The organism is Pseudomonas sp. MPB03 (genome assembly GCF_046605385.1).
GTDB classification, from domain to species: domain Bacteria; phylum Pseudomonadota; class Gammaproteobacteria; order Pseudomonadales; family Pseudomonadaceae; genus Aquipseudomonas; species Aquipseudomonas zanjanensis.
This window is the reverse complement of record NZ_CP176770.1, coordinates 216,416-230,136: the sequence shown is the minus strand read 5'-3', so window position 1 is coordinate 230,136 and position 13,721 is coordinate 216,416. Positions and strand designations below refer to the sequence as shown.

Here is a 13,721-nt window from a genome sequence, read left to right as displayed (position 1 = left end):
AGATCAAGGAATCGCATTCCATGCGTGTCGCCATACTGGACGATGAACCGGCCGAGTTGCGCCGGGTAGAGCAGACCTTGCAACAAATCCCCGGCAGGAACGAGCCAGCCTGGACGCTGCACAGCTTTGAGCGAGGCGAAGACCTGTTGCGGCAATTGCGCCGGGAAACCTTCGACTTGTTGATCCTCGACTGGCAACTGCCCGACCTCAGCGGGCTCTCGCTACTGCGCTGGACCCGCGAACACATGGATTCGCCACCGGCCGCCATCATGCTGACCAGCCGCGACGGCGAACACGACATCGTCCAGGCCCTCAACGCCGGTGCCGACGACTACGTGAGCAAACCCTTCAGGCCCAACGAGCTCAAGGCCCGGGTCACCGCTGTGCTGCGCCGTCATAACCTGCAACGCGCGCCCGCCAGCGACGTGCTGGTGTTCAATGACCTGGCATTCGACGACGCCGAACTGACCATCACCCGCGCCGGCATTCCCATCAGCCTGACCGAACGGGAATACCGCCTGGCCCGGTGCCTGTTCGCCAACCTGGGCCGGCCGCTGTCCCGGGAATACTTCTACGAACGCTTCTGGACCCATGAGGAAATGACCTCGTCCCGCCCGCTCGACACCCACATCTACCGTCTGCGCAACAAGCTCGGGCTGACGGCGGATCGGGGTTGGCAGTTGCTGACGATTTATGGGTATGGGTATCGGTTGGAGAGTGTGGCAGCGGGGAGTGAGGCGTCTGTCGCAAGTTAAAAAAGGTCAGTTGGATACCTCTGTGGCGAGGGAGCTTGCTCCCGCTGGGCTGCGCAGCAGCCCCTTTTTTGTGAGTGCTCCGTCCTCAAGCGGGAGCAATCTCCCTCGCCGCAATGGATATCAGCTGACCGTCCGCACCAAGCCCCCAGCCTTTGCGATCCGGCGGCGCTGTATCAGCAATCCGGACACGACCACCAGCATGCTGAGCAGCCCCGTCGCCAGGATCTCCACACGGTGGGCTTCCTGGAACAGCATGATGGTCAAGGCCCCGACGATGAAGAGAATCACCGCGTAGGTCAGGCCAGGGAACAGCCACATGCTGAAGGCGATTTTTTCACCACGGGCTATACGTTGCTTGCGCATACGCAGCTGCGAAACCGCGATGACCAGGTACACCAGCAACGCAATGGCACCCGAACTGGCCAGCAGGAATTCAAAGACCGCCGCCGGTGCCACGTAGTTGGCAAACACCGCGAGGAAGGCCGCACCGGTCGACAGCATCACCGCCCAATAAGGCGTACCGCTCTTGTTAGTGCGCTGGGAAACGGCCGGCGCATCACCGCGCTTGCCTAACGAGAACATCATCCGGGAGGCCGTGTACAGCGCCGAGTTCAAGCAACTGGTGACCGCCACCAACACCACGATATCGACGATCAGCTTGGCATTGGGAATGCCCATGCGTTCCAGCACCGTCTGGTAGGAGCCGACGCTGGCCAGGAGCGGGTCGTTCCAGGGCACCAGGGCCACGACGATGAAGATGGAGACGAGGTAGAACAAACCAATCCGCCAGATCACCGAGTTGGTCGCCTTGGAAATCTGCTGGCCTGGGTTCTTCGATTCGGCCGCGGCGATGGTCACGATCTCGGTGCCCATGAACGAAAACATGGTGGTCAGGATCGCCCCCAGCACCGCGCCCATACCGTTGGGCAGGAAGCCCTGGGTGTCGAACAGGTGCGAAACGCCGCTGACCTGGCTAGTGGGCAGCCAGCCGAATATTGCCATCACACCCAGCCCGATGAAGCCGATGATTGCCAGCACCTTGACCAAGGCGAACCAGAATTCGAACTCGCCGTAATTCTTCACGCTGAACAGGTTGGTGACCGTCAACAGCAGGGTAATGACCAGCGTGAAGGCCCAGATTGCAATGTCCGGGAACCACGCATGAAGAATCGTTGCGGCAGCGTTGGCCTCCAGCGGAATCACCAGGACCCAGAACCACCAGTAAAGCCAGCCGATGGTGAAACCGGCCCAGTGCCCAATCGCTCGGTCCGCATACGTCGAGAAGGAGCCGGTGTCCGGCGAGGCTACTGCCATTTCGCCGAGCATCCGCATCACCAGCACCACCAAGGCACCTGCGGCAGCGTAGGCCAGCAGCACGGCGGGACCGGCCGCAGCGATCGCGTGACCGGAGCCGACGAACAGGCCGGCACCAATCACACCGGCGATGGAAAGCATCGTCACATGACGGGGCTTGAGCCCTTGCGTCAGATTATCGGAAGTTTGCGTACCACTCATTGAGACAACCCTTGGCATTTGGATTTATTCGTACCACCTCGATCCCATCGTTTCCTGTAAATTTAAAAAAACGATGTGTAAGTTATTAAACACGCAAGTTTTACGCCAGAAAACCTGAGGCCCGCGGTAACCGGGGCTCTTCACAGATTCCTAACCCATTGAGAATGAAGGCTTTATGCCAGGTTGTTACCCAGCTACCCTGTTTGTGACCGATGGGTCTTAAGGACGCGGACATTTCAAGCGTAAAAAAAAGCCAACGCATGTGCGTTGGCTTTTTGTTGGAGCGGAGCGCTGCAGAAGAATCAGAAATCCAGGTTGGATACCGCCAGCGCGTTGCTCTCGATGAAGTCACGACGAGGCTCGACCGCATCACCCATCAAGGTGTTGAAGATCTGGTCCGCGCCAATGGCGTCTTCGATGGTGACTTTCAGCATCCGGCGCGAGCCCGGGTCCATGGTGGTTTCCCACAGCTGATCCGGGTTCATCTCACCCAGACCTTTGTATCGTTGGATGGTGTGGCGCTTGGTGCTTTCGGCCATCAGCCATTCAAGGGCTTCCTTGAACTCGGTCACGGCTTTCTTGCGTTCGCCACGTTGGATGTAGGCACCTTCGTCCAGCAGCGTGCTCAGTTGCGCGCCGAGGGATACCACGGTCTTGTAGTCGTTGCTGCCGAAGAAGTCGCGGTTGAAGGTGACGTAGTTCGACAGGCCGTGGGAGATCAGTTCGACCTCCGGCAGCCAGACGTTACGCTCACGGTCTTCACGCAGGCTGGCTTTGTAGACCAGGCCGGATTTCTCGACAGTGCGCAGGCGTACTTCGTACTGGGCCAGCCAATCCTGCATTGCTGCGTGATCGGACAGTTGCTCCAGGCTCACGGCTGGCAGGTAGATGAAGTGCTCGGTCAGTTCCTGTGGGTACAGGCGCGACAGGCGCTTGAGGGTCTTCATCACCAGGCGGAAGTCGTTGACCAGGCGCTCAAGGGCTTCGCCGGAAATGCCTGGGGCATCTTCGTTCAGGTGCAGGCTCGCGTCTTCCAGGGCCGACTGCGTCATGTACTCTTCCATGGCGTCGTCGTCTTTGATGTATTGTTCTTGCTTGCCTTTCTTGACCTTATACAGCGGCGGCTGGGCGATGTAGATGTAGCCGCGCTCGATCAGCTCGGGCAACTGACGGAAGAAGAACGTCAGCAGCAGGGTACGGATGTGCGAACCGTCGACGTCAGCATCGGTCATGATGATGATGTTGTGATAGCGCAGCTTGTCGATGTTGTACTCTTCGCGGCCGATGCCACAGCCCAACGCGGTGATCAAGGTGCCGACTTCCTGGGAGGAAATCATCTTGTCGAAGCGCGCCTTCTCCACGTTGAGGATCTTGCCCTTGAGCGGCAGGATGGCCTGGGTGCGGCGGTTGCGGCCCTGCTTGGCGGAACCGCCAGCAGAGTCACCTTCCACGAGGTACAGTTCGGACAGGGCAGGGTCCTTTTCCTGGCAGTCAGCCAGTTTGCCCGGCAGGCCGGCGATGTCCAGCGCACCTTTACGGCGGGTCATCTCACGGGCCTTGCGCGCGGCTTCACGAGCACGGGCGGCGTCGATCATCTTGCCGACCACCAGCTTGGCTTCGTTCGGGTTCTCCAGCAGGAAGTCGGAGAAGTACTTGCCCATCTCCTGTTCAACTGCGGTCTTCACTTCGGAAGACACCAGCTTGTCCTTGGTCTGGGAACTGAACTTCGGATCCGGCACCTTCACCGAAATGATCGCGGTCAGGCCTTCACGGGCATCGTCACCGGTGGTGGCGACTTTATGCTTCTTCGCCAGGCCTTCCTGTTCGATGTAGTTGTTCAGGTTACGGGTCAGCGCCGAACGGAAGCCCACCAGGTGGGTACCGCCGTCACGCTGGGGAATGTTGTTGGTGAAGCACAACAGGTTCTCGTTGAAGCTGTCGTTCCACTGCAGGGCGATTTCCACGCCGATGCCGTCTTCACGCTGGACGTTGAAGTGGAACACCTGGTTGACCGCAGTCTTGTTGGTGTTCAGGTATTCAACGAACGCACGCAGGCCGCCTTCGTACTTGAACAGTTCTTCCTTGCCGCTGCGCTCGTCCTTGAGGACGATGCCGACACCGGAGTTGAGGAAGGACAGTTCACGAATCCGCTTGGCCAGGATGTCCCAGCTGAAGTGGATGTTCTTGAAGGTTTCGCTCGAGGCCTTGAAATGGATCTGGGTGCCCGTGGACTCGCTGTCGCCAACGATTGCCATCGGTGCCTGGGGCACGCCGTGGACATAGGTCTGTTCCCAGATCTTGCCGCTACGGCGAACCGTAAGAACAAGCTGTTCGGACAGTGCGTTCACTACCGATACACCTACGCCGTGCAGACCGCCGGAGACCTTGTAGGAGTTGTCGTCGAACTTACCGCCTGCGTGGAGGACGGTCATGATGACCTCGGCGGCGGAAACGCCTTCCTCTTTGTGCACGTCTACCGGGATGCCACGGCCGTTGTCGCGAACGGTGATGGACTCATCCGGGTGGATGATGATGCTGATGTCGTCGCAATGGCCGGCGAGGGCTTCGTCGATGGAGTTGTCGACCACCTCGAACACCATGTGGTGCAGACCGCTGCCATCGTCGGTGTCACCAATGTACATACCGGGACGTTTGCGTACGGCATCCAGGCCTTTCAGCACTTTAATGCTCGTTGAGTCGTACGTATTTTCTTCGCTCAATGCCTTCACTCCCGATGGTCGTGGGTCTGGGTGATACGGCCCTGTTCCACGTGGAACAGGGCGACTGGCGTTTCCGTCTGCCAGCCTTCCCTCAATAATTCGTGGTCTACACAGGTAATGAACACCTGGCAGCGTAAGTCTTCCAGCAAGCGGCACAGGGCGCGACGGTGGGCTTCGTCCAGCTCGGACGGCAAGTCATCCACCAGATAAATACACTGACCGCGACGGGCCTGGCTAACCAGATGCCCCTGGGCGATACGCAAGGCACACACCACCAACTTCTGCTGCCCCCGGGACAAGATGTCCGCGGCATTGTGTGCGCCCAATCTGAGGCGCAAGTCAGCGCGTTGTGGTCCAGCCTGGGTATGGCCCATCTGCTGGTCTCGTTGCAGCGAGCCAGCCAGCACGGTGCTCAGTTCCCGGTCCTTGTCCCAGCCTCGGTAATAGCTGAGCGTCAGGCCCTCAAGCTCAACCAGTTCGCTCAAGGTCTGCTCGAAGACCGGTTTCAAGGCTTTGATGTAAGCGCGGCGGTATTCATCGATTTCAGCGCTGGCCTGGCACAGTTCCCTGTCCCAAACCGCTTGCGAAACGGCGTCAAGTGTACCATGCCGCAGCCAAGAGTTTCGCTGGCGCAGCGCCTTCTGCAAGCGTTGCCACGTCGACATGAAACGCGGTTCCACGTGGAACACGCCCCAATCGAGAAACTGCCGGCGAATCTTCGGTGCGCCTTCCAGCAGACGGAAGCTGTCCGGGTTGATCAGCTGCAACGGCAGGATCTCGGCCAGCTGCGCCGCACTGCGAGCGTTCTGCCCATCGATGCGGATCTGAAACTCGCCTTGCCGATCTCGCGATATCCCCAGGGCGCTGTGGCCGCCTTCCGCCAGCTCCACCTGGCCAAACACCGTGCACGCCAACTGATCGTACTGGATGACCGGTAACAGGCGGGTGCTGCGAAACGAACGAGCAAGCCCGAGCAGGTGCACGGCTTCCAGGACGCTGGTTTTGCCGCTGCCGTTGGCGCCGTAAAGGATATTGATGCGGGGGGAAGGGGAGAAGGTCACCGGGTGCAGATTGCGCACCGCGGTGACCGAGACGCGACTTAAGGACATCTAGCTGATTCTGATTACAGACGCATCGGCATGACAACGTAAGCCGAGTCGTCGTTGTCGGACTCTTGCACCAGCGCACTGCTGTTGGAGTCGGACAGGATCAGACGCACTTGCTCGGTGGTCATCACGCCCAGTACGTCCAGCAGATAGCTGACGTTGAAGCCGATTTCCAGAGAGCCGCCGTTGTACTCAACGCCTACTTCTTCTTCCGCTTCTTCCTGCTCCGGGTTGTTCGCCTGGATCTTCAGCTGACCATTGGCCAGTTGCAGACGAATGCCGCGGTACTTCTCGTTGGACAAGATCGCGGTACGGCTGAAGGCTTCGCGCAGCGCTTGGCGATCGCCCAGCACCAGCTTGTCGCCGCCTTTTGGCAGCACACGTTCGTAGTCCGGGAACTTGCCGTCCACCAGTTTCGACGTGAAGGTGAACTCGCCCGTGGTGGCGCGGATGTGGTGCTGGCCCAGCACGATGCTGACATTGCCGTCCGGCTCGGTCAGCAGGCGGGCCAGCTCCAGGATACCTTTACGCGGCACGATCACCTGGTGGCGATCCGGCTGACCGATATCGGCCTGCATCGAGCACATCGCCAGGCGGTGCCCGTCGGTGGCAACAGCGCGGATAACGCCAGCCGACACTTCCAGCAGCATGCCGTTGAGGTAATAACGCACGTCCTGCTGGGCCATGGCGAAACTGGTGCGTTCGATCAAGCGACGCAGTTTGCTCTGGTCCAGGCTGCAAGTCAGCGAACCCGGGCCTTCTTCAACGGTCGGGAAATCGTTGGCTGGCAGTGTGGACAAGGTGAAGCGGCTGCGACCGGCCTTGACCACGAGCTTCTGCTCATCGACCTTGATGTCGATCAGCGCGTCGTTGGGCAGGCTCTTGCAGATGTCCATCAGCTTGCGCGCCGGCACGGTGATGGAACCCGGATCCGCCGGTTCCTCAAGTTGCACACGACCGACCAGCTCGACTTCCAGGTCGGTACCGGTCAGCGACAATTGCTGGCCTTCGACAACCAGCAGCACGTTGGAAAGTACCGGCAAGGTCTGGCGGCGTTCGACGACGCCTGCGACCAGTTGCAGGGGTTTCAACAGGGCTTCGCGTTGAATGGTGAAATGCATGGTCTAGTCCCTTGCCTTAAAAGCTGCGCTGGTGGTCATCAAGTGGTCAGTGTACGCAGCAGGTTCTTGTAGTCCTCGCGGATGTCCGCGTCGGATTCCTTAAGTTCGTTGATCTTGCGGCAGGCGTGCAACACGGTGGTGTGGTCGCGTCCGCCAAACACATCGCCGATTTCCGGCAGGCTGTGGTTGGTCAGTTCCTTGGACAGGGCCATGGCCACCTGGCGTGGACGTGCCACCGAACGCGAACGGCGTTTGGACAGCAGGTCGGAGATCTTGATTTTGTAGTATTCGGCAACCGTTCGCTGAATGTTATCCACAGAAACCAATTTGTCCTGGAGCGCTAGCAGGTCCTTCAAGGATTCGCGAATCAGCTCGATGGTGATATCGCGGCCCATGAAGTGCGAGTGAGCGATCACCCGCTTGAGGGCACCTTCGAGTTCACGCACGTTCGAGCGAATACGCTGGGCAATGAAGAAGGCGGCGTCATGAGGCAGCTCGACCTTGGCCTGGTCGGCCTTCTTCATCAGGATCGCGACCCGGGTTTCCAGTTCCGGCGGCTCGACGGCCACCGTCAGGCCCCAGCCGAAACGCGACTTGAGGCGTTCCTCGAGGCCCTCGATCTCTTTCGGGTAGCGGTCACTGGTGAGAATGACCTGCTGCCCGCCTTCAAGCAATGCGTTGAAGGTGTGGAAAAACTCCTCCTGGGAACGTTCCTTGCGGGCGAAGAACTGAATGTCATCGATCAGCAAGGCATCCACCGAACGGTAGAAACGCTTGAATTCATTGATGGCGTTCAGTTGCAGCGCCTTGACCATGTCGGCCACGAAACGCTCGGAATGCAGGTACACGACCTTGGCATTCGGGTTCTTCTTTAATAAGTGGTTGCCCACGGCGTGCATCAAGTGGGTCTTACCCAAGCCTACGCCGCCATACAGGAAGAGCGGGTTGTAGCCGTGCTTGGGGTTATCCGCCACCTGCCAGGCCGCCGCGCGGGCCAGCTGGTTGGATTTACCTTCGACGAAGTTCTCGAAGGTAAAGGTCCGGTTCAGGTAGCTGGTGTGCTTGAGCGCGCCTTCGACCTGGACGGTGCGCTGTTCGGCCCGCACCGGTGCCTGCTGGGAGCTGGCGCCGGCCATAGGGTCGAAGCTGTCCCGGGAAGGCTCTTCGCTGACTTCGGCAACCTTTTGTGTATTGCGCTTGCTCGAGGCAGGCGCGGGCGCCGGGGCGGCATGGTTGTTGACCGGTGCCGGCGCAGCCTGCTGGGCCTGTGACGCGGCGGCAGCCAGCGGCGCATTGGGCGCGGCGCGGGGTGCCGAGCTGCGTTTGCTGCCTATTAATAAGGACAACGCAGGCGCCATGCCATTGCCATGCTCGTCGAGCAGTTCCATGACCCGGCCCAGGTACTTTTCGTTGACCCAGTCGAGAACGAAACGGTTCGGTGCATAGACACGCAACTCGTCGCCTTCGGCTTCGACCTGTAGTGGACGGATCCAAGTGTTGAATTGTTGGGCAGGCAGCTCATCGCGCAAAAGCTCCACGCACTGCTGCCAAAGTTCCACTGACACGGATATCCCCTAAGTTGAAAGCCGGTGAGGCAAAAACAAGCGGCCATTGTAGCGAGCAGACGTGCACTTATCCACACGCAGCTTGCTCATCGGCCATGATTTATCAGTACGTTAACCGAGAGAAAGACGACCAGCGGTCGGTGGATAAGCTCTGTGGATAACCGCGCCTGAGGTCGTTGCACAACTGGGGGAGAAACTCGGTGGATAACCGGCCTGTGGATAACCAGGCATTTCACCCACAGCTTATCCGACAGCGCAGCACAGGCTGGCCACTGCTTTCCCGTGTAGTTGTCATTCTCTGTACATGGCGGATTACAAGGTCTTGGCATGGTTATCCACAGACAAGTGGCGGCCTAGCTTTTATAAGCTTTACAGAAAAGCTTTAAATAATTCCCTTCTTTATATCTATATCTAGCGCTCGGTGATGAATCCGCGAAAAACGGCCTGGATATCTATTTAAAGGAAACGCTGGTTGGAAATTGACCTAGAGGCTTGCTTTCTCTAGAATCCCCGGTCTCTTAAAACGGGGGCCATTCCGGCCCGTTGTGGACGAACCAGGTAACACGACAATGAAACGTACTTTCCAACCAAGCACTATCAAACGCGCTCGTACCCACGGTTTCCGTGCTCGCATGGCTACCAAGAACGGTCGTGCCGTCCTGTCGCGTCGTCGCGCCAAAGGTCGTGCGCGTCTGGCAGTTTGATAATCCGGCACTGGAGGTGAGTCAGGACTTCAGTCGGGAAAAGCGTCTGCTTACCCCCCGGCATTTCAAGGCAGTCTTTGACTCCCCTACCGGCAAGGTTCCGGGGAAAAATCTCCTGCTCCTTGCGCGCAGTAACGATCTCGATCACCCCCGACTAGGGCTGGTCATCGGGAAAAAGAGCGTCAAGCTCTCCGTTCAGCGCAATCGCCTCAAACGTCTGATGCGCGAATCGTTTCGCCTGAACCAGGATTCACTGGTCGGATGGGACATCGTTATCGTCGCGCGCAAAGGTTTGGGTGACGTAGAAAACCCCGAATTGATTCAGCATTTCGGCAAGCTCTGGAAGCGTCTGGCACGCAACAAGCCAGTACCAGCAGTCAACACCGAAACTGTAGGGGTAGACAGTCCCGATGCGTAAACTGGCACTCGTTCCGATCCAGTTTTATCGCTATGCCATTAGTCCTTTGATGGCCAGTCACTGTCGTTTCTACCCCAGTTGTTCCTGCTACGCGTACGAAGCCATAGAAAATCATGGCCTCCTGCGCGGTGGCTGGCTGACCTTTCGTCGTTTAGGTCGCTGTCATCCGTGGAATCCCGGCGGTTATGACCCGGTTCCGCCTATCCCTACCTCCCGTTCTTCTTCGATGGCCGAGTAATCATGGATATCAAACGCACGATCCTGATCGTCGCCCTGGCAATCGTGTCCTACGTCATGGTCCTTAAATGGAACCAGGACTATGGCCAGGCTGCCCTGCCGACTCAGAATGTTGCAGCCAGCAATACCGCACCGAGCCTGCCGGATGCTCCAGTTGGCAACAACGCTGCCAGCAATGACGACATCCCACGCGCGGCAAGCGATACCAGCGCTCCTGCCGAAGCCCCGGTGGCCGTAAGCAAAGATCTCATCCAGATCAAGACGGACGTGCTCGAGCTGGCAATCGATCCACAAGGTGGTGACGTCGCCCAGCTGAAGCTGCCGCTGTACCCACGTCGCCAGGATCATCCGGAAATCCCGTTCCAGTTGTTCGACAACGGTAACGAGCGCACCTATCTGGCCCAAAGTGGCCTGATCGGTACCAACGGTCCGGATTCGAACCCGGCCGGTCGCCCGATCTACTCTGCCGAGAAGAAGACTTATCAACTGGCTGATGGTCAGGACCAACTGGTCGTGGACCTGAAGTTCAGCAAGGATGGCGTCAACTACACCAAGCGTTTCACTGTGAAACGTGGCATGTACGACGTAACCGTCTCTTACCTGATCGACAACCAGAGCGCCCAGCCTTGGTCCGGTGCGATGTTCGCGCAACTCAAGCGTGACGCCAGCGACGATCCTTCTTCCAGCACCGCCACCGGCACCGCGACTTACCTGGGCGCAGCCCTGTGGACAAGTTCGGAACCGTACAAAAAAGTGTCCATGAAGGACATGGACAAGGCTCAGCTGAAGGAAACCGTCCAAGGTGGCTGGGTTGCCTGGCTGCAGCACTATTTTGTAACAGCCTGGATCCCGCAGAAAGGCGACAGCAACGTCGTCCAGACGCGTAAAGACAGCAAAGGCAACTTCATCATCGGTTACACCGGCCCGACATTGACTGCCGCGCCCGGTGCAAAAGCCGAAACCAGTGCCGTCCTGTACGCCGGTCCAAAAAGCCAGGCCGTGCTGAAAGAGTTGTCCCCAGGCCTGGAACTGACCGTTGACTATGGCTTCCTGTGGTTCATTGCCCAGCCTATCTTCTGGCTGCTGCAACATATCCACAGCCTTGTCGGCAACTGGGGTTGGTCGATCATTTTCCTGACCATGCTGATCAAGGGGATCTTCTTCCCGTTGTCGGCCGCCAGCTACAAGTCGATGGCGCGCATGCGTGCAGTGGCACCGAAACTGGCCGCCCTGAAAGAACAACATGGCGATGACCGGCAGAAAATGTCCCAGGCCATGATGGAGCTGTACAAGAAAGAGAAGATCAACCCGCTGGGTGGTTGCTTGCCAATTCTTGTCCAGATGCCGGTTTTCCTCGCGCTTTACTGGGTTCTGCTGGAAAGCGTGGAGATGCGCCAGGCGCCGTTCATGCTGTGGATTACCGACCTGTCGATCAAGGATCCGTTCTTCATCCTGCCGATCATCATGGGCGCGACCATGTTCATCCAGCAGCAGCTGAACCCAACGCCTCCGGATCCGATGCAGGCGAAGGTCATGAAAATGATGCCAATCATCTTCACCTTCTTCTTCCTGTGGTTCCCGGCGGGTCTTGTGCTGTACTGGGTTGTGAACAACGTGTTGTCCATCACTCAGCAGTGGTACATCACGCGTAAGATCGAAGCGGCGACGAAAAAAGCCGAGGCGTAACTTGCTCTGTGGATAACCACACAAAACGCCCCCTAGTGGGGCGTTTTGCTATCTGCCACTTTTGTCTGGATACCGGTTTATGAGCGCACCGCGTGAAACCATCGCCGCTGTTGCCACCGCCCAAGGTCGCGGTGGGGTCGGCATCGTCCGTATTTCCGGGCCGTTGGCCAGTGTCGCGGCCAAGGCCATCAGCGGCCGTGAGCTCAAGCCGCGGTTCGCCCATTACGGCCCGTTTTTCAGTGATGACCAACAGGTGCTCGACGAAGGACTGGCCTTGTATTTCCCGGGGCCGAATTCGTTCACGGGCGAAGACGTGTTGGAACTGCAAGGGCATGGCGGCCCTATCGTGCTGGACATGCTGCTCAAGCGTTGCCTTGAACTGGGCTGCCGCCTGGCCCGGCCGGGGGAATTCAGTGAACGCGCCTTTCTCAACGACAAGCTCGACCTGGCCCAGGCCGAGGCGATTGCCGATTTGATCGAAGCCAGTTCCGCACAGGCCGCCCGCAACGCCTTGCGTTCCTTACAGGGGGCGTTTTCCCAGCGTGTGCATAACCTCACCGAACAATTGATCGGCCTGCGGATCTACGTCGAAGCCGCCATCGACTTTCCGGAGGAGGAAATCGACTTCCTCGCCGATGGCCACGTGCTGAGCATGCTCGATAAGGTGCGCGATGAGTTATCCACAGTACTGCGCGAAGCCGGGCAGGGTGCCTTGTTGCGCGATGGCATGACCGTGGTGATCGCTGGACGACCGAATGCCGGCAAATCCAGCCTGTTGAATGCCCTGGCCGGTCGCGAGGCGGCGATTGTCACCGAGATCGCCGGCACCACCCGGGACATCCTCCGTGAACATATCCACATCGACGGCATGCCGCTGCACGTGGTGGATACCGCCGGTTTGCGCGACACCGAGGACCAGGTGGAAAAAATCGGCGTTGAACGGGCACTCAAGGCCATTGGCGAAGCCGATCGGGTATTGCTGGTGGTGGATGCCACCGCACCGGAAGCGGACGATCCCTTTGCCTTGTGGCCGGAGTTCCTGGAGGTGCGCCCGGATCCGGCGAAAGTCACACTGATTCGCAACAAAGCCGATTTGACCGGGGAAGCGATTGCCCTCGACGTCAGTGATGACGGGCACGTGACCATCAGCCTGAGCGCGAAGTCTGCAGGTGAAGGCCTGGAGCTGCTGCGCGAGCATCTCAAGGCCTGCATGGGCTATGAACAGACCTCGGAAAGCAGCTTCAGCGCTCGCCGGCGGCACCTTGAAGCGTTGCGCCATGCCAGCGCGGCCCTCGAACACGGTCGCGCGCAGCTGACCTTGGCAGGGGCAGGGGAGTTGTTGGCTGAAGATTTGCGCCAGGCGCAACAGTCCCTGGGGGAAATTACCGGCGCATTCAGCTCCGATGACTTGCTGGGACGAATCTTTTCCAGCTTCTGCATCGGTAAATAACCCTACCGGACTGACGACGAACCCGTGGCGAGGGAGCTTGCTCCCGCTGGGTCGCGAAGCGGCCCCAAAAGCTGTCGAATGCGGATTATCTGATACACCGCACCCGCCGGTTTACGACTGCTTCGCAGGCGAGCGGGAGCAAGCTCCCTCGCCACAGGCCTATCGAGCGCAACACAAACCCGCTACCTCCTCTCTTTTTTGAACGGATTGCCCTTAATGGCGGCTTGCCTGTGGGCGCTTCGGCGACCCCTTGCCGGCTGTTTTCTGTGGATTAAGCCCTGTGAATAACTGCCATTGAGGTCGGTTGATAAACCGCCTTCAAAACTGAAGATAACCGCCTCTGTGGATAACCACCTCATTCATCCACAGGCTTACACCGGTTATCCAAGCCCCTCAGTGGCACATGACCACAGGGTTTTGAATCTCTGTACACATTGAAAATAA

11 protein-coding genes are annotated in these 13,721 nt (G+C 58.7%); 6 read left to right on the top strand and 5 right to left on the bottom strand.

Annotated elements, in window-relative coordinates; all coding sequences use genetic code 11:
• Positions 1–20: 20 nt before the first annotated feature.
• Positions 21–755 carry a response regulator transcription factor gene (locus ACLH0I_RS00920; RefSeq protein WP_186706455.1) on the top strand — a complete coding sequence of 245 codons (735 nt, stop codon included), beginning with the start codon at positions 21–23 and terminating at the stop codon, positions 753–755.
• A gap of 120 nt (positions 756–875) precedes the next feature.
• Here ACLH0I_RS00920 and gabP read toward each other — a convergent pair whose 3' ends face one another.
• From gabP to dnaA, 5 genes are all read right to left on the bottom strand, one after another.
• Positions 876–2,270, bottom strand: a complete 1,395-nt coding sequence (gene gabP, locus ACLH0I_RS00915; RefSeq protein WP_411386044.1) for a GABA permease — start codon at positions 2,268–2,270, stop codon at positions 876–878.
• Positions 2,271–2,572: 302 nt separating this feature from the next.
• Complete coding sequence (gyrB, locus tag ACLH0I_RS00910) at positions 2,573–4,990, bottom strand: DNA topoisomerase (ATP-hydrolyzing) subunit B (protein ID WP_186706457.1); 2,418 nt, start codon at positions 4,988–4,990, stop codon at positions 2,573–2,575.
• A gap of 5 nt (positions 4,991–4,995) precedes the next feature.
• Positions 4,996–6,099 (bottom strand): DNA replication/repair protein RecF, encoded by a 1,104-nt coding sequence (gene recF, locus ACLH0I_RS00905; RefSeq protein ID WP_092167953.1) that lies wholly within the window; start codon positions 6,097–6,099, stop codon positions 4,996–4,998.
• Positions 6,100–6,113: 14 nt separating this feature from the next.
• Positions 6,114–7,217 carry a DNA polymerase III subunit beta gene (dnaN, locus tag ACLH0I_RS00900; protein ID WP_003196145.1) on the bottom strand — a complete coding sequence of 368 codons (1,104 nt, stop codon included), beginning with the start codon at positions 7,215–7,217 and terminating at the stop codon, positions 6,114–6,116.
• Positions 7,218–7,255: 38 nt separating this feature from the next.
• Complete coding sequence (gene dnaA, locus ACLH0I_RS00895) at positions 7,256–8,782, bottom strand: chromosomal replication initiator protein DnaA (protein ID WP_186728442.1); 1,527 nt, start codon at positions 8,780–8,782, stop codon at positions 7,256–7,258.
• Between the two features lie 569 nt (positions 8,783–9,351).
• Here dnaA and rpmH point away from each other — a divergent pair.
• From rpmH to mnmE, 5 genes are all read left to right on the top strand, one after another.
• Entirely contained in the window at positions 9,352–9,486 is a 135-nt protein-coding gene (gene rpmH / locus ACLH0I_RS00890; RefSeq protein WP_003213577.1) for a 50S ribosomal protein L34, read from the top strand.
• Between the two features lie 16 nt (positions 9,487–9,502).
• Positions 9,503–9,904, top strand: coding sequence for a ribonuclease P protein component (rnpA, locus tag ACLH0I_RS00885; RefSeq protein WP_003207107.1), 402 nt, complete (start codon positions 9,503–9,505; stop codon positions 9,902–9,904).
• Positions 9,897–10,142: a membrane protein insertion efficiency factor YidD gene (gene yidD / locus ACLH0I_RS00880; protein ID WP_010465488.1), complete on the top strand. Its 246-nt coding sequence runs from the start codon at positions 9,897–9,899 to the stop codon at positions 10,140–10,142. The genes rnpA and yidD overlap by 8 nt, the downstream gene beginning before the upstream one ends.
• A 2-nt stretch (positions 10,143–10,144) precedes the next feature.
• The gene (yidC, locus tag ACLH0I_RS00875) at positions 10,145–11,827 is read left to right on the top strand and encodes a membrane protein insertase YidC (RefSeq protein WP_411386043.1); all 1,683 of its coding nucleotides are present in this window, start codon (positions 10,145–10,147) and stop codon (positions 11,825–11,827) included.
• A gap of 79 nt (positions 11,828–11,906) precedes the next feature.
• Positions 11,907–13,277 carry a tRNA uridine-5-carboxymethylaminomethyl(34) synthesis GTPase MnmE gene (mnmE, locus tag ACLH0I_RS00870; RefSeq protein WP_411386042.1) on the top strand — a complete coding sequence of 457 codons (1,371 nt, stop codon included), beginning with the start codon at positions 11,907–11,909 and terminating at the stop codon, positions 13,275–13,277.
• Positions 13,278–13,721: the final 444 nt, after the last annotated feature.